This is a genomic window from Corallococcus sp. Z5C101001 (assembly GCF_007352635.1).
GTDB classification, from domain to species: domain Bacteria; phylum Myxococcota; class Myxococcia; order Myxococcales; family Myxococcaceae; genus Corallococcus; species Corallococcus silvisoli.
The window spans coordinates 574,512-595,962 of sequence record NZ_VKLU01000008.1; the positions used below are offsets into that span (position 1 = coordinate 574,512).

A 21,451-nucleotide genomic window follows, 5' to 3' on the forward strand; every position below is an offset into this window, starting at 1 on the left:
GATGCGGGAGCCCGGCGCGTGGCCGTCCGTGGCCCGCATGGCGCGCTCGTCGTGACGGACCTGCCTCCTCTTCTCTGGGATGGCTTCGAGCGCTCGGTCTCGGGGGGCTGGGTCGCCATGCGGAGGGGAAGTAGCCCAGCGGATATAGCCGGGCAAGACCTGCATTCTCCTACAGATGAAAGAGTCGCGGACACGCCATCTGTCCGAAGCGTCGTGCGTTGAAACGTTCGGTGAACATCCTCCGGTGTGCTCCACCGGAGGCCCGGTTCCATTCGGTGCGGGGGAGTGACATAGGCTCCACGGGTCCCTTCCCAGGGGGGAGTTCGATTCGATGGGAAGAGAAGGGTGCCAGCCATGGAGCTGAATGCAGTGGGGCGGGAGATCCGTGTGGCGCTGTTGGAGGATCAGCAGTTGTTCCGGGAGAGCCTGGTGGCTCTGCTCGAAGGCGCGGGGATGAAGGTGGTGGCCCGCTGCGCGGAGACGGGCGCGTTTCTGTCCAACATGCGCGCCGCCGCGGCCGACGTCGCCGTGGTGGACCTGCGGCTGGAGCACGTGGGCCGCGCTGGCGCGGAGGATGGGATGAGCGCGCTGAAGTACCTGCACGACTTCCATCCGCAGGTGCGCGCGCTGGTGTTGTCGGGCCATCAGGAGCCGGACGTGGTGGAGCGCTGCTTCCAGGTGGGGGCCGCGGGCTACCTGTGCAAGCTCACGGTGGGGTGTGACGACGTGGTGCGAGCCGTGGGCCGCGTGGCCCGGGGCGAGCGGCTGCTGCCCGTGGACCTGCTCCACGCGCAGGCCCTGCACCTGGACGGCGGGGACATGCCGCCTTCGGTCCTCACCCAGCTCACCTTCCGCGAGCGCGAGGTGCTGGGCTACGTGGCGGCCGGCGCGGACAACCTGAAGATCGCCGCGCACCTGGGCATCACCGAGCGCACCGTGAAGGCCCACCTGACGAGCATCTACCGCAAGCTGGGGCCGGAGAACCGCGCCCAGCTCGCGGTGATGGCGTGCGAGCTGGGCGTCCCCCGCCCCGTGATGGCGTAGGGCGGGGCGCGGCGCTGGCTCACGGCGCGGGGCCTTGCTCCGCGCCGTCCCGGGGCGCGCCCAGGTGTTGGAGGAACCACTCGCCCGCGAGCTCCGCCACCTGCTCCAGCTCCAGGTCCTCCTGGAAGTGGTGGGTCGCGCCCGGGATGATGTCCATGCGCTTCTTTGCGCGGAGCGCTTCGTAGGCCCGGCGGTTGATGTCCAGGCCCAGCGCGTCCGCGCCGCCCACCAGCAGCAGCGTGGGGGCCCGCACCCGGGGCAGCACCGCGCCGGCCAGGTCCGGACGTCCGCCGCGCGAGACGACGGCCTCCACCTGATCAGGCCGGAAGGCCGCGGCCGACAGCGCCGCGCCCGCGCCGGTGTGCGCGCCGAAGTAGCCGACGCGCAGGCCCGCGGTGGGGGCCTCGCGTTGCAGCCACCGCGCCGCGCCCGCCATGCGCATGCCGAGCAGGCCCACGTTGAAGCGCAGCTGCCGCGTGCGGCGCTCCTCCATCTCCTCGCGGGTGAGCAGGTCCATCAGCAGGGTGCCCAGCCCCATCGCCTGGAACAGGCGCGAGGTCTGCGCGAGCCGGGGACTCTGGAGGCTGCTGTCGCTGCCGCGCGCCAGCACCACCACGCCCCGGGCCCCCGCGGGCACCGCCCACCGCCCCCTGACGAGGACGGAGTCATCGACCGGAACCTGCACCTCACGCTCCAGATGCGTGCGCGCCGCCGGCCTTCCTCCACGCTGCGCGGGGGCTTCCCGCGCCTCCTCCAACCCGTGGTCCTGCCCTGCAACCGCCTTCAACCCCGTTCGTGACCGGGGACCTGGCATACAGGCTCCTCCCGTCTGCGTGTGGCTGGGTACCGCGTGTGGCTGGGGACAAGTTGAGCACCGCCCCTGCCGCCGAGACCTGGCGGAAGCTGCGGCCTGTCCAGCGTACGACACGGCGCCGGTCGGCGCGCAGGACGTCCCGGGGGGGCACCCCCTCCCCGGAGGGTGGGGGTTGTGTCCGGCGCGCGGCGCTTCAGGGCTTCGTGGCCACCACCAGCTCGAAGGGGCCGGGCAGCACGTGCGCGTTCGCGAAGCCCGCGGCGGTGAGCCCCTCCAGGTAGAACTCCACCTCGCGCAGCCGGCTCACGCACGTGTCCACGCCGATGAGGAAGTACGACCAGAAGAACTGCGCCGCCAGCCGCTCCGGGGTGCGGAACTCCTCGCAGATGAGCACGCGGCCGCCGGAGGGCAGCGCGGCGAAGGCGGCCTGCATCAGCGTCCGCGCCACCTCCGCGGGCCAGTCGTGCAGCACGCGCACGAACGACAGCGCGTCGTAGTCCCGGGGCAGCGGTTCGCGCAGGAAGTCGCCGCCCACGAAGCCCAGCCGCTGGGCGGGCAGGCCGGCGCGCTCGCGAGTGCGCGCGACCAGCGGCTCCGTGGCCGGCAGGTTGTAGACGTCCACGGCCAGCGCCGGGTGCTGGCGCAGCAGGTGCTCGGCGAGCGTCCCGTCCCCGCCGCCCACGTCCAGCAGCCGGGCCCCGGAAGGCCACAGCGTGCCCGCGTGCGCGCGGAACGTCTCCAGGATGGGGCCCAGGCCCGCGGCCATGCTGGCCTCGAAGCCCTCCACCTGCTCGGGCGTGCGCGGAGGCCAGTCGAAGGACGCGGCGGACATCGCGTGCTCTCCGCGCAGCACCTCCGGCAGCCGGCCGTGGAGGGCCTTCCAGTCGTACTTCTCCCGGTCGCGCTCCAGCGAGCGCGCGCCCAGCACGGCCTCCGCCGCCGCGCGCAGCCCCGGCACGCCGCGGTAGCGCGCGGCCTCCAGCGCGTCGGAGGTCTGCTCGCGCTGCACCAGCCCCAGGCTCTCCAGGCAGTCCAGGAACTTGTAGAGCCGCTTGGGCAGCAGGCCGTGCCGCGTGGCCAGCTCCCCCAGCGTCACCGGGCCGGGCTCCAGCGCGTCCAGCAGGCCCAGCCCCAGCGCGGACTCCACCACGTCCAGCGCGCGCGCGCCGTTGAACAACAGGTGCAGCAGGGCGCGGGGCGAAGGGGCCTCGCGAGGGGAGGGGAGGGGCGCCGCGCTCATGCGGCCTCCTTGCGCTGCTCGTGGAGGAGCGCGTCCATGAAGGCGTCCACTTCCTCCAGCGTGTTGTAGAAGTGCGGCGCCGCGCGCAGGAAGCCCCGGTGGCTGCAGATGAAGCCGCGCGCCACCAGCCGCTGCGTCACCTGGGCGTCGCCGGGGAAGCGCAGCGCCACCACGCCGCCGCGCCGGTGCGGCTCGCGCGGGGTCACCACGTGCAGCCCGGCCTCGTCCGCGCGCGCCATCAGCCGGTCCGTGAGCTGCAGCGAGTGCTCGCGCACCGCGCCCATGCCCACGCCCTTGAGCAGCTCCAGCCCCGGCCGCGACAGCAGCACCATCAGCGGCGCGGGCGTGCCGCCCATCATCCGCCGCGCGTCCGGCGCGTAGTCCGACGTCTGCTGGAAGCCCAGCGGCGACGCGCCGGCCAGCCACCCGGTGGCCGCGGGCCGCAGCGTGGGCAGCAGCTCCGGGCGCACGTACATGAAGGCGGTCTCCGAGCCGCCCAGCCACTTGTGCGCGCCGCCCAGCAGGAAGTCCACGTCCAGCGCGCGCACGTCCACCGGCACGGCGCCCACCGTCTGGTACGCGTCCGTGGCGATGAGCGCCCCGGCCGCGTGCGCCGCCCTCGCCACGCGCGCGACGTCCAGCAGCGCGCCGGTGGCGAAGGCCCCGTGCGACACGCAGACCAGCCGCGTGCGCGCGTCGATGGCCGCCTCCAGCGCGGCCTCGTCCACGCGGCCGTCCTTCGAAGGCACCACCACCAGCTCCGCCCCGTAGCGCGCGAAGCCCTTCCAGATGAAGGGCACCGTGGGGAACTCCAGGTCGGTGACCACGACGCGGCGGCGCTCTCCGGAGAAGTCCAGGCACGTGCCCAGCCGCGACAGGTGCGCGCTCAGGTTCGTGTCCAGCGCCACGCAGCCCGCGGGCGCGCCGATGAGGCCCGCCACGCCGTCCGCGTACGCCTGCATCTGGGACAGCCACGCGTCCCAGGTGTCATCGCGCCACGCGCGCATCGTGCGCCAGTAGTCCGCCAGCACCTGCTCCGCCGCCCGGGGCAGCGCCCCGGTGGAGTTGCTGTTGAGGTACGTGCAGCTCTGGAGCAGCGGGTACTCCGCGCGCAGCGCTCCCGGGAGCACCGCCACCGTCACGACTGGCTCCGCAGCTCCTGGGCGTGCGCGAACGCCGACGCGTGCGCATGCGGCGCCGGGTGCGGGTGCGGCACGTGCGCCGCGTGGGAGGAGTGCATCGCGTGCATCGGGCAGCCGCCGCCGACGCGGGGCTCATGCGCGTCCGTGCTCGGGCGGTGCGCGCCCGGCGCGTAGCCCCCCTCGCGCTTCCAGCCCGCGGTCAGCTCCACGCGCACGTCCCACAGCGCGCGGAACAGCGGCAGGTTCATCCGGGCCGCCAGCACCTGCGAAGGCAGGCCGTCCAGCGCCTTCACGGAGCGGTCCACGCCAATCGTCCGGCGCACCAGCTGGAAGTGCGCGTACAGCCACCCCTGGAAGCCCTCGTCCACCGTCACCAGCTGCTCGCACACGTGCCTCAGGTCCGCCGGCCCCCCAGCCGAATAGACCTCCAGCAGCGTGACGCCCCGGCGCTCCAGCATGCGCTCCATCGCGGACTCCAGCCCGTCCGCCGCGTGCCGGAGCGTGTTGTAGCCCGGCGACTCCTGGCCGCTGCCGTTGCCCAGGCTGCGGCGGATGACCTGGTAGTCAGACGGGGTCATCGTCTCCAGGATGGCCATCTCCGCGCTGATGCACTGGAGGATCTTCTGCACCCGCGCCAGCCGCGCCACCACGGCCCACAGCGCGTCGCGGTCCATCTCCGCCACCACCTCCACCATCTCGCGGGACGCCAGCTTCAGGTACAGCTCCTGCGACTGGTGGACGATCTGGAACATCAGCTCGTCGTGCGAGACGCGCTCGTCCTCGGGCGACTGAAGCGCCAGCAGCGTGCCGGTGTGCAGGTACCGCTCGTAGTCCAGCTCTCCCTTGCCGACCCACTTCTTCAGCATCGGGTTGAACAGGGGCTGAGTCAGTTCCTGCTTCAGCTTTTCCGCATGGCTGTAATCAGTCGACGTGTGCAAGGTGCCTCCGGGGGGACGCAGGCATTCGTGGTGGGTGGTGCGCGCCCCAGTCCGGGGAGAACAGTGAGCGCGTAAAACTCTAGAAGCGACTACCTTACAGGCCTTTTTGTGAACTTCAAGTCATACCGGGCTTGCGGGTTATCGATTCTTGAGATTCCACTCGTCCCAGAGGACGGGGTAGCCCGAGGGGTCGGGCGTACCCCGGAGGCGGGTCAGCTCTCAACAGGTGAGGGATTGCGGTTCGGCGACGCCGGCCTGGGCTTCAGACGCATGGCGTTGAGCTTCTGGGCCAGGTCGGCGCCCTGGACGCTCTTGGAGATGTAGCCGTCCGCGCCGGAGGCGATGGCCAGCGAGCGCAGCTTGGCCTCGTCGGAGGCGGAGTAGAGGATGAAGCGGGTGCCGGGGGGGGCGTACTGGCGCGCCAGGCCCACGACCTTGTCCCCCTTGAGGGCGGGGAAGTTCACGTCAATGAGCACGAAGTCCGGCTCGGAGGCGCGCACGATGTTGGACACGCCCAGGGCGGACGTGTGGGTCTGCACATCGAACCCGTACGCGCTCAGCGAGCGCTGCACGAGGTCGAGCAGGTCCGGATCGTCGTCCACCACCAGGACGCGCGGTTTTGCTTCAGCCATGGCTTCTCCCTAGGTACTGGCGAATCGTCTCGATGAGCTGCTCGCGGTCCAGGGGTTTGGTCAGGTAGGCCGTGCAGCCGGCCGCCTGGGCCTTGTCCTGGTATTCGCGACCCGCGTGCGCCGTAACAGCGATGACGGGCACGTTCTGCCCATCCGGAAACGCCCGGAGCCTGCGGGTGACTTCCCAGCCGTCGAGTCTCGGCAGGGACAGGTCCATGAGGATGAGGTCCGGCGTGTCGTTGCGGGCGCGCTCCAGGCCCTGTTCGCCGTCCTCCGCCTCGATGAGGTCATACAGTCCGCCCAGGTAGCGGCGGACGATGTCGCGGTTCTGCTCACTGTCTTCCACGTACAGCACGCGGGGCAGCTTCCCGGCGGAGGCGGCCCGCTGGGACATCAGCAGCCCCTTGGCCTGCGCGATGACGTCCTCCAGCGCGTGGCCGCCCTTGCGCACGAAGCCGGCGAAGCCGTCGCGCAGGAGCGCCTCCTCCTCCGAGGAGAGCGTCTTGCCGGTGAGCACCACCACCGGCACGGACAGCTTCTCCGCGCGCAGGCGGCGCAGGACCTCGAAGCCGTCCAGGTTCGGCATCATCAGGTCCAGCACCACCAGCGACGGCGGCGACACGCGCGCCTTGAGCAGCGCGTCCTCGCCGTTGCGCGCCTCGTTGGTGGAGAAGCCCGCGCGGCGCAGGTTGCGGCTGACCAGCTCGCGCGTGGCCGCGTCGTCGTCCACCACCAGCACGTCGCCCGTGGCGGCCGTGGCGCCCGCGGAGGCCAGGCTCTTCTGCACCACCTCCACCAGCCGCTCCGGCTCCACCGGCTTCACCAGGTACTCGCACGCGCCCAGGCTGAAGCCGCGCGCGCGCTGCTCCTCCACCGACACGAGGATGACCGGGATGCCCGCGAGCGTGGGTTCGCTCTTCAGCTGGCTCAGCACGGACCAGCCGTCCATGCGGGGCAGGTGGATGTCCAGGAGGATGGCCTGGGGCTTCAGCTCCCGCGCCAGCTTCAGCGCGGCGATGCCGTCATCCGCCGTCACCACCTTGAAGCCCGCGGGCTCCAGCTGCCCGGTGACGAGCTGCTGGATGAGCACGTCGTCGTCCACCACCAGCACCGTGCTGCCCGGCCGCGCCATGGGCGCGAGCCGCTGGGCCACGTCGTGCACCGGCACCAGGCGCTCGGTGGCGTGCGGGCTGTCCGCGCCCACCGTGCGCGCCAGCACGTCCGGCAGCCGCACGGTGAAGGTGGAGCCGCGCCCCAGCGTGCTCTTCACGTCCACGGTGCCGCCCAGCACGCGGGTCAGCTCGCGCACGATGGCGAGCCCCAGCCCCGTGCCGCCCACCTTGCGCGTGGTGGAGCCGTCCACCTGGCGGAACTTCTCGAAGATGAAGGGGAGCTGATCCGACGGGATGCCCACGCCGGTGTCCTCCACCGTCATCAGCAACTCCCCCGAGCCCGCGGGCACCACCGTCAGGGCCACCTCGCCCGTGTCGGTGAACTTGGCCGCGTTGCTCAGCAGGTTGAGCATGATCTGCCGCAGCTTGAGCGCGTCGGTGCGGATCTCCTTCGCGTCGTCGTCCACCTGCACCGTGAGGGCCACGTCCTTGCCCTTGAGGTACTCCTTCACCGTGGCCATGCACTCGTCGGCCAGCTCCTGCACGTCCACCGGTTCGGTGACGACCTCCACGCGGCCCGCTTCGATCTTCGACAGGTCCAGGATGTCGTTGATGAGCGCCAGCAGCGTCTTGGCGTTCGTCTTCACCACGTTGAGGTCGCGCCGGCCGTGCGGCGTCAGGCGGTTGCCCTCCTCGCGCATCAGGAGGTCGCAGTAGCCGATGATGCCGTTGAGCGGGGTGCGGATCTCATGGCTGAAGTTCGCCAGGAACTCGCTCTTGAGGCGCACGGCGCCCTCGGCCTCGCGGGCGCGCTCCTCTTCGTTGCGCTTGGCGACGGAGAGCTCCTGCGCCAGCCGGTCCAGGTCCTCGTTCTGCTGGCGGATGATCTCCATCTGGAGCGCGCGCTGCTGGTAGCTCGCCAGCGACCGGGCGGACACCGCGCGCGTCTTCTTGATCTCCTCCAGGCTGGCGGCCAGCTGCTTGTTGGCGGCCTCCAGCTCCTCCTTGGAGGCGCGCAGCATCGCCTCGTTCTGCTTGCGCTCGGTGATGTCGTCCGTGACGCCCATCACGAAGCGCGCGACGCCCTGGTCATCCACCAGGGGAATCTTGCGCGTGGCGAAGATGCGGTCCTGGCCGTCCGCGCGGGCGACCTCCTCGAACGTCTTCATCTTGCGCGTTTCGAGGATTTCCGTGTCGATGGCGATGAACGACTCCGCCTGCTCCGCCGGGAAGTAGTCGTGGTCCAGCTTCCCCAGCAACCACTCCTTGGTGACCTTGAAGGCGTCCGCGAACGTCTTGTTCACCACCACCAGCCGGCGCGTCTCCGCCTCCTTCACGAACAGCACGAAGGGCAGCGCGTCGATGATGTTGCTGAGCAGGTAGTTGGTGCGCTTGAGCTCCACGCCCGTCACCTGGTGCTGGGCGCGCTCGGCGTGCAGGCGCAGCTCGCGCGCCACCACGAAGGGCAGGTGGCCGTAGCGGTCCTCGGTGACGTAGTCGCGCGCGCCGGCGCGCATGGCGGAGGCCAGCGTGTCCACGCTCCACGTGGGCGCGCTCACCACGAAGGCCAGCTCCTTGCCGCGCTTCACCCACGCCGCCTGGATGTCCTCCCAGGTCATGCCGGGCACCTCCGCGCCCGCCAGCACCAGGGCCCAGGGGCGCTCCATCGCCTGCTCCAGGGCCTCGCGCGTACATGCGGGCTCCAGCGTGAGCATGGAGAGGATGTCCTCCCGCTCCAGCGCGTCGCGCATGGCGCGCGTCTCGCGCTCGCTGCCCACCAGCAGCAGGGACAGGGTGTAACCGAGGGGTGCTTCCGCGAGGGCCACGTCGAACGGGTGAGGGGCCATGGTCTCTTAGTTGGAACCGAACGCGAGCACGGTCAGCGTGGTGTTGATGTGGAACCCCGAGTAGATCTCGAAGTGCACGTTCATCCCAGCGGCGGCCGGCGCGAGCTTCATGGCCTCGGACAGCTTCGGGACCGTGCCGGTGGCTCCGGCGTACCACATGCGTCCGCTGCAGTGGAACAGGAGGGCCGCCTGGGGGTTCTGCACCCGCCGGGGCAGCTCTTCCGTGAAGAAGTCGCGGGTCATGCCCGCCAGGTCCCCGGCCTTCATCAGGTCCAGCTCGCTGCCCTCCTCCAGGAGGTTGGCGAAGAGGATGGAGCCGTCCTCCAGGGGGCGCCACGCGGCGCGGATGAAGTACTCGCGGCCCACCTTGAGCGCGGTGGGGCGCGACGCGAAGCCGCCGGGCCGGCCGAACTCCAGGTCGGCGATGTTGTCCACCCCCAGGATGTCCGCGTAGCGCCGGGCCGCGGGCAGTCCGTCGATCTCCAGGGCGCGCGTGTGCGTCTCATCCACCTTGGTGATGGTGAGCCGCTCGCCGGTGGGCACGTACCAGTGGGAGCGCAGCGCGGCCCAGGGCGCGTTCGTCTTGAAGAGGGCCACCAGCACGCCGTCGCCGGCCACCTCCCCGTCCACGTGGATGAGCGCGGACTGGCGCGCGGGGTCCGTCTCCGAGTCGTTGGCGCCGCCGCCCACCAGCACCAGCGTCTGGTTCTTCTCCAGGATGCCCAGCAGCAGCTCTTCCTTCTTGTAACGGAAGCCGTCGTCAATCACGAGGCCCACGTACCGGCGCGCGTCCAGGTCCTGCTGGCGCACGCCCAGCTCCTCGCAGGCGCGGCGGATGGCCTGCGCGCCCGCGGCGATGGCGTCCCCGGTGAGGCCCGAACCCAGGCCCAGGCCCACCTCGAAGTCGCCGGACAGCGCGCCCAGCACCACGCTGTTCTCGTGGATGCCGTTGTTGTCCAGCTCGCCGGCGGTGGTGGCGCCGACGAGCCGGGTCTCCTTGGGCAGCCGCTCGCGCACCGCGCGGTTGAGCGCGCGCTGGTCGCGCTGGCGCGACGCGAACAGCGTCACCAGCTTCGGCGCGGGGCCGTGAAGCTGGCGCAGGAGGTCCTCCGCGGCGGCGACGGGGTCCGTGAGGGTGGAGCGAGCCGTCTGCATCTTCACGTGTGCCATGGGGGACCTCCGTGCGAACCGGCGGCGGCTAGAAGCCGCTGCCGGGGTGTGTCTTGTGGCAACTGCCGGTGCACTGCTGGAACGATTCCCGGCCGCCACCCACATACATGCTTTCGATGGGGCCGAAGGATGCCACGTGGCTGGCCGGGTAGCTCTTGTGGCACGACAGGCACGCGGCCTTGCTGGTGCGCTGCGTCGTGTCCGGCTTCAGGTGGCACGAGGAGCACTTCTGCAGGGGCGCGTCGAAGCGGTTGGAGCGCGAGTGGATGAAGTGCGTGCGCACGAAGATGGGGCCTTCCAGTTCGAAGCCCAGCGGAGCATGGCACGACGAGCACGCGGCGCGGTTGTCGTTCGCATGGAGGACCTCGCCCAGCTCGCCGCCCTTGCTGTGGCAGCTGTTGCAGGGGCCGGTGGTCAGCGTGGCCTCCGTGTGCGTCTTCGTCCCCACCTGGATTTCGATGGTGCGCGACGCGGGCTCGTCCTCGCCCAGGTAGACGCGGCGGGCCTTGGCGGTCACCAGGTAGGTGCCGGACTTCGCGTCCGCGGGGATGCGGTACGTCCACGTGTCGCTCACGGGCGCGTCCCAGCGGCCGTCGTTGGGGAAGAAGGCGCCGCCGAAGAGCTTGTTGGCCGGCGGGAAGGTCATGAACTGCGCGTAGACGCCGTCGCGCGCCTGGGTGGCGATGGTCTGCACGTCCTGCGAGTCATCCAGGAAGGCCTCCAGGTCGACGATGCTCCGGATGGGCTGGATGTCCTGCGCCGGCCCGATGAGCTGCGTCATCATCATCCGTTCCCGGTGCTTGCGGCGGTAGTAGGTCGTCGTCGGGTCGAAGAAGGCCTGATAGTACTGGATTCCCGCCGGATTGCCGGGAGCGCCCGGAGGTGCGACTTCATTGTAGGTTGGAAGGCTGCCCGCCGGGTGCAGCCGCTTGCCCTTGCCGTCCTTCAGCGTCATCTGGAAGGTGACGTTGGACCCAGGGGCGTAGGTGCCGTCCTTGCGCGCCGCGGTCAGCGGCTTGATGTCGATGGCGAAGCCGTAGTCGAACTCCGGCTTGGAGACCTGCGTGACGGGGATGTAGTACGGCGAGAAGGGGCGCAGGCTCCAGCGCAGGCGCAGGCCGCGCGTCTGGGAGGTGAAGGTGAGGGTCTGCTTCTTCGCGTGGTCGTACGCGTTGCGCACCTCCACCAGCGCCTCTTCCTCGTAGGCCTTCGCGCCCTTGCAGTCCGTGAGCGAGCGGCAGTCGCGCGTCCACTGGATGGCGCGCAGGCGGCGGATGAAGAAGTCGTCGCGCTCCGTGCGGCGCGTCTCGTCGCTGCCGATGTTCAGCAGCACCGGCGGGCCCGTCAGCACGCCCCGGGCGTCCACCGGCTCCACGGTGAAGAGGCTGGTCACCTTCATCCAGGCCGCGTCGCGGTAGAACCGGCGGCGGGTGAAGGTGCCGTCCGCATTCGACAGGCCCACGAACTCCTGGTCCGCCTGACGCACACCCGACCACCCCAGCGCCACGAAGTCGCTGTTGCGCTTCAGGCCGTCCACGCCCTCGTCCTTCGTGGCGAAGAGGGAGGCGCGCAGGTCAATCTGGTTCACGTAGAAGGTCTGCCCGGCCTTCACCTTCAGCGGGATGCCCAGGCCGTTGTCCACCTCCAGCGCCAGGCCCACGGCCGCGCTGGAACCGCTGGTGCCCTTGCGCGCGTCGTCGTCCGACAGCGCCTGGCCCTGCGTCGCGAACGCGGCCTCGGCGTCCAGCGCGGAGGCGCTCTGCATCTCCGGGGCGTCCGGGCCGCCACACGCCAGCGTCAGGCTGGTCAGCGCCGCCAGCAGGCTCGCGCGGCCCGCCGAACCCAGGCGGGGGGAAGTGCGAGTACACCGCTCCCGAATCGTGTCAGCTCCAACCATGAGGGGACTCCTCCGAACGCGTATTTGCGGACGCTTGCCGGAGCAGCGTCGCGGCCAGTGGACCCAGGTGCCCTTGCGTCGGGGGGACGGTGGCGGGAGGGGCCGCGCTCAATGCCGGTTTTTACCGGGAGTGAGCATTTCTAGCCGTACGGAGAATATCCATAATCAACAGAGCGATTCAACTTCTGAGAATAATTCTACTCAGAGGAGAATTCGGACTGTTGGCGACTGAATGGGAAGGCGGTGTAGAGCGCAACCCACCCGGGAGGGTCATGCACGAATCGAGGATGCGACAGCGACCCCGGATTCCGGGGTGAACGGGAGTTCTACCGTGAACTCGGCGCCTTCGTCCTGGCGGCTGTGGACGCGGATGGCGCCGCCGTGGGCCTCCACGAGCTGACGGACGATGTAGAGGCCCAGGCCGAAGCCGGGGGTGCGGGTGTCGGTGGTGACTCGCTCGAAGCGGGTGAAGAGCCGCTGCTGGGCCTCCGGGGGGATGCCGGTGCCGTGGTCGCGCACGATGAGCCGGGCGCGGTGGGCGTCCTGCTCCACCCGGACCTCCACGGGCTTGCCCCCGCCGAACTTGAGGGCGTTGCTGACCAGGTTGGTGAGGACGCGGTCCAGGCGCTGGCGGTCCCACCGGCCGCGCGCCTCGCCCCGGGCGTGGACGGTGAGGGGACAGCCGGCGGCGGCGGCCTGGTCCTCGTGGCGGGCCACCACTTCGTGCGCCAGCTCCGCCAGGTCCATGGGCTGGGTCTCCAGCGCCATCCGGCCGCCGGACAGGCGCGACAGGTCCAGCAGGTTGTGCACCAGGCGCCCCAGGCGCTTGGTCTCGTCCTCGGCCAGGAGCAGGCCCTCGCGCAGGCGGGCGTCGTCGCCGTGGGGAGGCGCGCACTGCAGGCGCAGGCGGCGCAGGCGCAGCTGCAGCGAGCTCAGCGGGGTGCCCAGGTCGTGCGCCGCCACGCCGATGAGCTCCAGCGCGTTCTGGGTCGCCGCCATCAGGCGGGCGTTGTCCAGCGCCAGCGCGGCCCGCGCGGACAGCTCCTCCAGGAAGGCCTGGTCCACCGCGCCGTAGTGGCGGTGCGGCCGGGTGGACAGCAGGCACAGCGCGCCCAGCACGCGGTTGTCCACGACGAGCGGCACGCTCAGCGCGGAGCGCACGCCCAGCGCGCGCCACAGCTCCGCGTAGGTGCTGTCGCTCACGGAGGGCGGCAGCCGGTCGGGATCCACCTCCGCGAAGCGCTCCGCGCGGCCGGTGTGGACGACGCGCGCGGGGCCGGGCTCGTCCGACGACGGCCTGCGCAGCAGCGGCTCCCACAGCCGCGTCTGGGTGGCCGCGTCCGCGCACGCCACCGCGCCGGGGCGCACCAGCCCGTGCTCGTCCGGGAGGTAGAGCACGCACGCGTCCGCCACCTCCGGCACGCACAGGCGGGTGAGCGCGGCGCCCAGGGCCTCCGCGCCCGCCTGGGGCTGCAGGACGCGGCCGGCCTCCGCGAGCAGCGCCTGCATGCGCTCGGTCCGCTTGCGCTCGGTGATGTCGCGCGTCACCTCCGCGAAGCCCTGCAGCGTGCCGCTCTCCGTGTACAGCGCGGTGAGCAGCGTCTCCGCCCAGAAGCGCGAGCCGTCCTTGCGCATCCGCCAGCCCTCGGACTGCAGGCGCCGCTCGCGCGCGGCCCGCTCGCGGTAGGACGCCGGCAGGCCGTGCAGCACCGCGTCCGGCACGTGCAGGCACTCCACGCCCTGGCCCACGATGTCCGAGGACTCCCAGCCCGTGAGCCGCTCCGCGCCGGTGCTCCAGCAGGACACCGTGCCGTCCGGCTCCAGGAAGCACAGCGCGTAGTCACTCACGCCATCCATGAACAGGTGCAACCGCTGTTCACTCTGCAGCCGCTCCGCGTGCATGGGCCCCAGCGCGTTGCGCAGCACCATGCCCAGCGCGGCCAGCGCGCCCAGGCCCAGCAGCCCCGCCAGCAGGTCCGACGCCTGATGCGGCCACGGCCGGCCATCCACCGCCATCGTTCGGGCCGCGGACACCAGGGTGGCGAGCAGGATGAGTCCGGCCAGCAGGCATACGGACAGACCCGCCCCGACCCGCTGAGCGAAGGTCCAACGACGCAACATGTGGCACTCCCCCCCGACGGCACCGAGCGCTTCTGTGCAGAAGGATCCTCAACATCACCGAAAGGGTGGGGTGAGCGACATCGCACTGTCGGGCAGGGTATCCAATTACCCGGTTTTTACCTGAAAGTCACGAAATGATGGTTCCTACCCAGGAGGGTGGGAAGTCCGCCGGCCCGGAGAGGTGACGGGGCCGTCCGCGGGTGGACGGAGGCCCCCTGGATTCCGGGGGGTTGGGGCCTGGAATCAAGGGGTTGGAGGGAGGGTGGGGGAGGAGGGGGCAGGCGCTCCGGCTGCCCGTGAAATGGCCTTCCGGGCGCCGGGACGTTATGGAGCGCGCCCCTCTTCGCACCTGGGTGTTGCACTCGCATATGGCGTCTCTCGTCGAAGGTCTGAAGGTCCGCTACCTCCCGCAGCCCGAATGGGGTGTGGGACATCTGGTGTCGCTCCAGGAGCAGGGGGCGAAGGCGCTCATCGCCTTCCCGTCCCGCGAGGACGCGCCGGTGCTGGTGTCCACCCGAGGCGGCGCGCTGGTGCCCTGTCAGCTGCCCAAGGGCGAGCCCATCCAGACGCCGAAGGGGCGCAAGGCGACCATCCTGGGCGAGGAGCCGGGTGCGCGCGGGCTGCGGCGGTACGTGGTGCGGTACGAGGACTCGGGCGAGGAGGACGAGCTGCCGGAGTCCGAGGTGCGCGCGCTGGCGCCGCGCTCCGACCTGCTGTCCACGCTGCGCGACGGGCGGGTGGGGGACGCGAAGGCGTTCATGCTGCGCAAGCAGGCGCTGGTGCTGGACGACGAGCGGCGGGGTGACGCGCTGGGGGCGCTCCTGGCCAGCCGGGTGATGGTGAAGCCGCACCAGGTGGGCGTGGTGCAGCGGGTGCTGTCCGCGCGCCGGCCGCGCTTCGTGCTGGCGGATGAAGTGGGGTTGGGCAAGACGATTGAAGCGGGCATGGTGTTCAGCGCGCTGCGGCTGGTGGGGCTGGCGCGCAGGTGCCTGGTCGTGGCGCCCAGCCACCTCACCGTGCAGTGGCTGGTGGAGCTGTTCCACAAGTTCAACCAGCTCTTCACGCTGATGGACTCGGACCGCTACGAGCAGTCGCTCAAGGAGGCGCCGGACGTGTCTCCGTGGGCGCGCTTCCCGCTGGTGGTGACGAGCCTGGAGCTGCTCAGCCGCACCCGCGAGCACCGCGAGGAGGTGGCGGCCGAGGACGCCTTCTGGGACCTGGTCATCATCGACGAGGCGCACCACCTCAAGGGCGAGAAGGCCTTCGCCGCCGCGAAGGGGCTGGCCGCGAACTCCTGGGGCCTGCTGCTGCTCACCGCCACGCCCATGCAGCTGGACCCGGCGGAGTACCACGGCCTGCTCACCCTCATCGACGCGGCCACCGCGCCCACGGTGAAGGGCTTCGAGGCGCGGCTGCAGCGCCAGGAGGAGCTGTCCGCCGCGGTGCGCGCGCTGAGGGAGGGCAAGGACGCGAAGGCGGCCGTGGCCGCGCTCGCCAGCCGCTTCCCGGAGGACGCGCGCCTCCAGACGCTGAAGGAGAAGGAGGCGCTGCTCGCGCACCTGGCGGAGACGTACAGCCTGTCGGACCGGCTGGTGCGCAACCGGCGCGCGGTGGTGGGCGGCTTCTCCACGCGCCGGCTCCACCGGCACCCGGTCCAGCTCACGCCGGAGGAGCTGAAGGCGCGCGATGCGGCGCTCGCCACGCTGGCGCAGGGCACGCTGCGCGGCGCGCCGCTGGCCAACGTGCTCCGGCGCCTGGAGTCCAGCCCCGCGGCGTTCGCGGGCGCGGTGAAGGCGAACCCGGCGCTGAAGGGCGCGGACCTCAAGCTGACCGGCCGCGACGCGAAGCTGCTCGTGTTCGTGGACGTGCTGCGCGGCATCTGGAAGGCGGAGCCGCGCGCGAAGGTGCTCGTGTTCACGGAGAGCCGCGACACGCTGGAGTCGCTCCAGTCGGAGCTGTCGCGCGAGGGCGTGGAGGCGCTGGGCTACCACGGCGACCTGCCGCTCGTGGAGCGCGACCGGCAGGTGGCGCGCTTCCGGGACCCCGAGGGCCCCCGGGTGCTGCTGTGCACGGAGGTGGGCGGCGAGGGCCGCAACTTCCAGTTCGCGCACCACCTGGTCCACTACGACCTGCCCTGGAGTCCCTCCACGGTGGAGCAGCGCATCGGCCGCCTGGACCGCATCGGTCAGACGCACCCGGTGGAGATCCACGTGTTCGACCCCGCGGGCACGCTCGCGGCGGACGTGCTGATGCTGCTGGCGGACGCCGTCGGCGTCTTCGGTGAGACGGTGGGCGGCCTGGACGCGGTGCTGGAGGAGGTGGAGGACCGCATCGCGGAGCTGGCCCTGCTGCCCCGCGAGGCGCGCGTCGAATACGCGGCCCAGCTGAAGGCCCGCGTGGAGGCGGCGCGCGAACAGGTGCAGCGCGCGTATGATCCGCTCCTGGACGTGCGCAGCTTCGACAAGCCCGCGGTCGCGCGGCTGGTGGCGCGCGCGCAGGAGCGCATGGGCGAGGAGCCCCCCGACGAGGACTCGGACGAGGAGGCCCCGCCCCTGGAGGACGGGCTGTGGAGCGTGGCCCGCGACCTGGACGAGCGCCTGGAGGAGACCGTCACGGAGCTGGCGCGCCGCGTGGGCATTGGCGTGGACACCGACGAGCAGGTGGAGGCCTTCCAGGTGGCCTTCCAGTTCGGCCACGCGCTCAACGTGGAGGGCCTGCCCGGCATCGACGTGATGCAGGACCGCACGGTGCTGGGCACCTTCTGGCGCGACACCGCCGTGGAGGCGGAGGAGCTGGAGTACTTCGCCACCGGCCACCCGCTGGTGGAGGCGCTGTTCGGCTTCCTCAAGGACGGCCCCTACGGCCGCAGCGGCTTCCGCCTCATCGAGAAGCGCGGGCTGAAGAAGCCCGCGCGCGGCCTGGAGCTGCTCTTCCACATCCAGCTGCCGGAGCCCGAGGACACCTCGCCCGGCGCGCGCGTGCCCAGCCGCCAGCTGGCGCGCTTCCTGGAGCGCACCCTGCTGCCCGTCGCCGTGGTGGACGGCCCCCAGGGCCCCGTGGCGGACGACTCCGTCCTCCCCGCGCTGGAGGCGGACGGCAAGGCCCTCAAGGGCGACGAGGTCCACCAGGCCTTCCCCGGCTTCGGCGCCTTCGTGGACGCCGCGCTCCCCGTGGCCCAGGCCGCCGCCCAGGCGGAGCTCCAGCGGCGCGCGAAGAAGGCCCAGGCCGCCCTGGAGGCTGAACGCGATGCCGCCGCCGCCCGCCTGCGCCTCTCCCTCGCCCACCAGGGGCTGCCTCCGGAGGCGGTGGAGGCCCAGGTTGACGCGGAGCGCCATCACTCGGCACGGCTGCTCCAGGCGCTCGCGGGGGCCACGGTGGTTTTGGACGCGGCCTGCGGCTTCACCCTCAACCGCTGAAGCCAAACCATTGAGTCACAATGGAATCGGTCCTGACGGGGCTTCGGCCATTTGACCGATTCCCCAATCACCGAGAATCTAGGAGGAAGGCACCCTGCCCCCCCATGGCCTTCCCCCGCCCCCCACGTCGGCAGCTCGAGTCCGGTCAGGCCGCTGTCGAGGCGGCGCTGTGCATGCCGTTGGTGGTGTTCATGGTGCTGGGCACGCTGCAGCTCTTCATGCTGTTGCAGGGCCGCATCCTGGCGCAGGTGGCGGTGTACCGCGCGGTGCGCGCGGGCAGCCTGAATCACGGCAGCTGCGAGGCGATGACGCACGCGGCGATGGTGACGATGCTGCCCACGGTGGAGCACACCCGGACGCCCGCGCAGCTGGCGAACGCGTTCGAGCCGCGCCGGCGCAACTACCTGCGCGTGCGCGGCTCGCGGGGCACGCTGTTCACGGAAGGGCCCATGGTGGAGATCGTCCGGGAGTCGCCGGACGTGGCGTGGGTGCGGGGGCTGGGCGAAGAGGACCTGATGTTCGACGTGCCCACGGACAACGCCGCGGAGCTGCGGCGGCACACGCTCGAGATCCGCATGGTGGCCTGGTACTACATGCGCGTCCCGTTCGCGGACTGGGTGATGAGCCGGATGTTCCTGGCCCAGTTCCACCTGAAGAACTACACGGCGGACAACCCGCTCAGCCCGGCGCAGAAGGAGTCGGACTGGTGGGCGGACACCGACGTGGAGCTGGGGCCGGATGACTGGCCCGGCGGGGACCTGGGCGACCGGATGGTGCGCTGGAGCGCGCAGGGGCACTACCTGTTCCCCATCCAGGTGCACGCGACCATGCGGATGATGACCCCGGTGCGGGCGGAGAACTTCCAGGGAGGTGCCGGATGCAGCCTGCACGGCTTCTGAGGCATGGCGGACGTGGACAGGCGCTGGTGCTGTTCTCGCTGTCGCTCCTGCTCCTGACGTTGATGGTGTTGATGACGCTGGGCTTCGGCATGCGCGCCAAGGAGCGCGTCGAAATCCAGATGGCGGCGGACGCGGCGGCGTACAGCCAGGCGGTGTCCACGGCGCGCACGTTCAACGCCATCGCGGTGATGAACCGCGCGCAGATCGCCCACATGGTGGCGATGGCGGGCACCCAGTCGATGATCAGCTACGGCAGCCAGCAGTACGCCGCCCGGCAGGCGTCCCCGTGCCCCCTGCCCTCCACGGCCTGGTCTGGCCTGGACCAGGCCGCGGCCACGCAGGTGCAGCAGCTGCAGGGCCGCGCGGGCGACATGTTCCGGGCGGAGCTGGTCATGTACAACCGGCTGGTGGGGACCCACCTTGCGGGGCAGGGGCTCACGAAGCTCATCGCCCGGCAGATCAACCCGGAGCTCGACGCGCCTCCGGAAGGCTCAGGCAAGTCGCTGTCGGAGGTGTCCGGCGGTTCGTCCGCGGGCACCAGCTACGAGCAGTACATGGAGCAGGAGCGCACCGGCGGGGTGCCGTCCAGCTCCGGCGCGGTGGCGCTCGCCGGAGGCCATGGCACCGTCACGCTGAACGCCACCATGGGCAGCCTGGGGTGGACGTGGGTGCACAACCGGGGGAGCGGCAGCGCGGGCTTCGGTTCGGGCGCCGCGGCGAACAACCCCGGCTTCCGGCGCTACGCCAGCGCGTCCTCGATGGACTCCTCCACCTACCAGACCATCTCCGGCCGCAACTCGTGGGCGCACGACCACGGCCGGGCCACGCCCGTCATCTGCCCGGACGGCAACACCTATCCGGGCGCCGCGTCCGACGCCTGGGTGATGTCCGACGAGCTGCAGTCCACGCAGGACCAGCACGTGTACGGCGCGGGCAAGCCGCCGCCGGGCCAGGGCGCGGAGGACAACACCACCGTGGATGAGCGCCACACGCTGGGCGCCTGCAACGTGTGCCCCGGCATCTGGCCCTACTCGATTGGCTTCAACGCGGGGCTCCTGCAGGGCAACGCCGACGAGAATGACTACGGCCAGCCCAAGCTGTACGCGGTGCTCCTGCGCGACTACGCCAGCCCCTCGCGCCGCGCGCGGCCGGATCCCTGGAACCTGCTGTTCACCTTCAAGTTCGCCAACCAGGACGTGGAGTTCGACAACTCCGCGCCCCTGGGCCGCATCCAGCCCACGGGCCGCGAGGACGTGCAGCGCAACCAGGTGGCCCTGGCCGCGGGGCTCGCCTACTACCACCGGCCCCGCCCCGCGGCGGTGGGCGGCGGCTGGGAGGAGCCCCCCAACTTCCTCAACCCCTTCTGGCGCGCCACGCTGGTGAGCGCCGAGGGCGCCCGCGACGACAAGCCCGCGAGCAGCCTGGACCAGGCGGGCTTCACGGAGCACGCGGACGCGCTGCGCAAGCTGGACGGCGCGGGCTACCGCGGCGGCAGCCACACGGGCGGGAGGTACTGACCCATGGCCTCGCGCACTTCCGCTTCGCGCCGGGGACAGGCGCTCGTCGAGACGGCACTGGGGTCGCTGGTGTTCGTCACCGTCCTGATGTTCGGCATCTACTTCGCGGAAGTGGCCGCGCTGACCCTCAAGGTGCAGGAGGCCGCCAACTTCGCGCTGTGGGAGGCCACCGGGCACGTGATGCACGACCCGGAGACCGGCGTCTTCCAGCGCTCCAACGCGGAGGCGCTGGCGTCCTCGGAGGCCGCCGCGCGCTACCAGGACTTCGACGGCCGGGCCGGCCGCACCAGCGGCGCGATGACCTTCCAGCTGGCCCTGGCGCGCGCCACGCGCGTGGAGGTGGACTGCGAACCGACGCGGCCTCCGGGCAGCGACGTGGCCATCCTGGGCACGCGCCCGCAGGACGCGGATCCAGGCTCGGAGGCGCTGCGCAAGGCCATGGACATCCAGTCCGACGGCATCTCCTGCACGGCCTCCACCACGCTGCGCGCGGAGCGCCTGGGCAACTTCATGGAGCCGGAGTTCTTCAAGGTGTCGCACCGGCTGGCCAGCGACCAGTTCCGCGTGTGCGCCGCCGGTCGCGCGTCAGGCGGGCGCTGCACGCGGCGCTTCTTCATGCTGCTGGACGACTGGGGGCTGGCCGGCGTGGCGGAGGGGCGTGCCTGCGGGCTCAACATCAACGGCGCCGCGACGTGCGCGAACCCGGACTACTACGAGTGGGCGCAGCGCGTGTACCGCGAGAACGGCGCGGCCGGGGGCGCGGGCAGCGCGCTGATGGCGGGGGTGGGCGCGCTGGGCGGCGTGAACGAGGACCAGTTCTTCATGAGCTTCCGCGGCAAGGAAGACAACTACGAGGAGAACATCGGCGCGTCGCACGCGGGCAACCAGTCCGTCTGGGAGACCACGCCCTTCAAGGCGGAGAACATCTCCCCCAAGTACGACATCCCGCGGCGCAACAAGTGGCTGGGAGGCGTGCCGCATTGAGGTGGGCCGCAGGCGTGCTGGCGCTGCTGCTGGCCCTGTCCGCTGGCGCCCAGGACGCGGGCGTGCCGGACGCGCCGCGCTTCGCGTGGCCCCGGCTCCAGGTGCTGGAGCAGGTGGAGTCGAGCAACCTCGTCGAGGCGGGCGGCATCCCCGTGGCGCTGCGCGCGGTGCACGTGAAGGAGCCCGTGCGCGTCCTGGTCCAGCGCTTCGCGGACGCGTTCCGCGACGGCGGCCTCTACGTGCCGCCCGGCAAGGAGCAGGCGCAGTACGCCAACAACGCGGTCATGCTCACCGCGTTGGATCCACGCCGCCGCATCACCTACACGGTGGTCCTGATGCCGCAGGTGGATGGCACCACCCAGCTGTACCTGGGGGAGGCCAACCACGCGCTGGCGCGCCCGCCCCAGGCCGACGGGGACTTCGCGCCGCTGCCGCCGCAGGCCACCGGCGTGCTGCGCGTCAACGCCGAGGGGTCGCGCACGCTCACGTTCCAGGTGCCCCTCGCGGGCTCCCAGGTGCAGGCCTTCTACGACGACGCGCTGGCGAAGGCCGGGTGGAAGCGCGGCGACGAGCCCGGCCTCTATTCGCGGCCCGGCGCGGAGCTGCGGCTCACGCACCAGCCCGGGTCACCAGGGCAGACGTCCGTGGTGCTGCTCCACCAGCAGCGCGCGCGCTGAG

At 71.5% G+C, this 21,451-nt stretch carries 15 protein-coding genes; 6 read left to right on the forward strand and 9 right to left on the reverse strand.

Annotated elements, in window-relative coordinates:
• Positions 1-354 precede the first annotated feature (354 nt).
• Complete coding sequence (locus FOF48_RS20270) at positions 355-1,044, forward strand: response regulator transcription factor (RefSeq protein WP_143904091.1); 690 nt, start codon at positions 355-357, stop codon at positions 1,042-1,044.
• Between the two features lie 19 nt (positions 1,045-1,063).
• Here the strand turns inward: FOF48_RS20270 and FOF48_RS20275 are convergent, their stop codons facing one another.
• The 9 genes from FOF48_RS20275 to FOF48_RS20315 form a co-directional block, all read right to left on the reverse strand.
• The gene (locus FOF48_RS20275) at positions 1,064-1,729 is read right to left on the reverse strand and encodes a dienelactone hydrolase family protein (protein ID WP_255442430.1); all 666 of its coding nucleotides are present in this window, start codon (positions 1,727-1,729) and stop codon (positions 1,064-1,066) included.
• Between the two features lie 322 nt (positions 1,730-2,051).
• Positions 2,052-3,098: a methyltransferase gene (locus FOF48_RS20280; protein WP_143904093.1), complete on the reverse strand. Its 1,047-nt coding sequence runs from the start codon at positions 3,096-3,098 to the stop codon at positions 2,052-2,054.
• Positions 3,095-4,240 (reverse strand): aminotransferase class V-fold PLP-dependent enzyme, encoded by a 1,146-nt coding sequence (locus FOF48_RS20285; RefSeq protein ID WP_143904095.1) that lies wholly within the window; start codon positions 4,238-4,240, stop codon positions 3,095-3,097. The genes FOF48_RS20280 and FOF48_RS20285 overlap by 4 nt, the downstream gene beginning before the upstream one ends.
• The gene (locus tag FOF48_RS20290) at positions 4,237-5,178 is read right to left on the reverse strand and encodes a tryptophan 2,3-dioxygenase family protein (protein WP_143904097.1); all 942 of its coding nucleotides are present in this window, start codon (positions 5,176-5,178) and stop codon (positions 4,237-4,239) included. Before FOF48_RS20290 ends, FOF48_RS20285 begins: the two co-directional genes overlap by 4 nt.
• Positions 5,179-5,390: 212 nt before the next feature.
• Positions 5,391-5,810, reverse strand: a complete 420-nt coding sequence (locus FOF48_RS20295; RefSeq protein ID WP_143904099.1) for a response regulator — start codon at positions 5,808-5,810, stop codon at positions 5,391-5,393.
• Complete coding sequence (locus FOF48_RS20300; RefSeq protein ID WP_143904101.1) at positions 5,803-8,769, reverse strand: response regulator; 2,967 nt, start codon at positions 8,767-8,769, stop codon at positions 5,803-5,805. The genes FOF48_RS20295 and FOF48_RS20300 overlap by 8 nt, the downstream gene beginning before the upstream one ends.
• Before the next feature lie 6 nt (positions 8,770-8,775).
• Positions 8,776-9,939 carry an FIST signal transduction protein gene (locus FOF48_RS20305; protein ID WP_143904103.1) on the reverse strand — a complete coding sequence of 388 codons (1,164 nt, stop codon included), beginning with the start codon at positions 9,937-9,939 and terminating at the stop codon, positions 8,776-8,778.
• A gap of 28 nt (positions 9,940-9,967) precedes the next feature.
• A complete protein-coding gene (locus FOF48_RS20310; protein WP_143904105.1) occupies positions 9,968-11,836 on the reverse strand; it encodes a cytochrome C in 1,869 nt (622 codons plus the stop codon).
• A gap of 270 nt (positions 11,837-12,106) precedes the next feature.
• The gene (locus FOF48_RS20315; protein ID WP_143904107.1) at positions 12,107-13,957 is read right to left on the reverse strand and encodes an ATP-binding protein; all 1,851 of its coding nucleotides are present in this window, start codon (positions 13,955-13,957) and stop codon (positions 12,107-12,109) included.
• A 368-nt stretch (positions 13,958-14,325) separates the two neighbouring features.
• Between FOF48_RS20315 and FOF48_RS20320 the strand changes: the two genes are divergently transcribed.
• The 5 genes from FOF48_RS20320 to FOF48_RS20340 all read left to right on the forward strand — a co-directional run bounded on the left by FOF48_RS20320 (position 14,326) and on the right by FOF48_RS20340 (position 21,450).
• The gene (locus tag FOF48_RS20320; protein WP_143904109.1) at positions 14,326-17,373 is read left to right on the forward strand and encodes a helicase-related protein; all 3,048 of its coding nucleotides are present in this window, start codon (positions 14,326-14,328) and stop codon (positions 17,371-17,373) included.
• Positions 17,374-17,477: 104 nt separating this feature from the next.
• The gene (locus FOF48_RS20325) at positions 17,478-18,272 is read left to right on the forward strand and encodes a TadE/TadG family type IV pilus assembly protein (protein WP_143904111.1); all 795 of its coding nucleotides are present in this window, start codon (positions 17,478-17,480) and stop codon (positions 18,270-18,272) included.
• Positions 18,251-19,789, forward strand: a complete 1,539-nt coding sequence (locus tag FOF48_RS20330) for a pilus assembly protein TadG-related protein (RefSeq protein ID WP_143904113.1) — start codon at positions 18,251-18,253, stop codon at positions 19,787-19,789. Before FOF48_RS20325 ends, FOF48_RS20330 begins: the two co-directional genes overlap by 22 nt.
• A 3-nt stretch (positions 19,790-19,792) precedes the next feature.
• On the forward strand, positions 19,793-20,773 hold the full coding sequence (locus FOF48_RS20335) for a hypothetical protein (protein WP_143904115.1): 981 nt from the start codon (positions 19,793-19,795) through the stop codon (positions 20,771-20,773).
• Positions 20,770-21,450: a hypothetical protein gene (locus FOF48_RS20340; RefSeq protein ID WP_235685637.1), complete on the forward strand. Its 681-nt coding sequence runs from the start codon at positions 20,770-20,772 to the stop codon at positions 21,448-21,450. Before FOF48_RS20335 ends, FOF48_RS20340 begins: the two co-directional genes overlap by 4 nt.
• Position 21,451 lies beyond the last annotated feature (1 nt).

Bases quoted from the DNA above. Each gene is read 5' to 3' on its own strand.
- FOF48_RS20300 (WP_143904101.1), bottom strand. From the start codon at position 8,769: ATGGCCCCTCACCCGTTCGACGTGGCCCTCGCGGAAGCACCCCTCGGT.
- FOF48_RS20325 (WP_143904111.1), top strand. From the start codon at position 17,478: ATGGCCTTCCCCCGCCCCCCACGTCGGCAGCTCGAGTCCGGTCAGGCC.
- FOF48_RS20335 (WP_143904115.1), top strand. From the start codon at position 19,793: ATGGCCTCGCGCACTTCCGCTTCGCGCCGGGGACAGGCGCTCGTCGAG.
- FOF48_RS20295 (WP_143904099.1), bottom strand. From the start codon at position 5,810: ATGGCTGAAGCAAAACCGCGCGTCCTGGTGGTGGACGACGATCCGGAC.
- FOF48_RS20305 (WP_143904103.1), bottom strand. From the start codon at position 9,939: ATGGCACACGTGAAGATGCAGACGGCTCGCTCCACCCTCACGGACCCC.
- FOF48_RS20315 (WP_143904107.1), bottom strand. From the start codon at position 13,957: ATGTTGCGTCGTTGGACCTTCGCTCAGCGGGTCGGGGCGGGTCTGTCC.
- FOF48_RS20280 (WP_143904093.1), bottom strand. From the start codon at position 3,098: ATGAGCGCGGCGCCCCTCCCCTCCCCTCGCGAGGCCCCTTCGCCCCGC.
- FOF48_RS20320 (WP_143904109.1), top strand. From the start codon at position 14,326: ATGGCGTCTCTCGTCGAAGGTCTGAAGGTCCGCTACCTCCCGCAGCCC.
- FOF48_RS20270 (WP_143904091.1), top strand. From the start codon at position 355: ATGGAGCTGAATGCAGTGGGGCGGGAGATCCGTGTGGCGCTGTTGGAG.
- FOF48_RS20310 (WP_143904105.1), bottom strand. From the start codon at position 11,836: ATGGTTGGAGCTGACACGATTCGGGAGCGGTGTACTCGCACTTCCCCC.
- FOF48_RS20330 (WP_143904113.1), top strand. From the start codon at position 18,251: ATGCAGCCTGCACGGCTTCTGAGGCATGGCGGACGTGGACAGGCGCTG.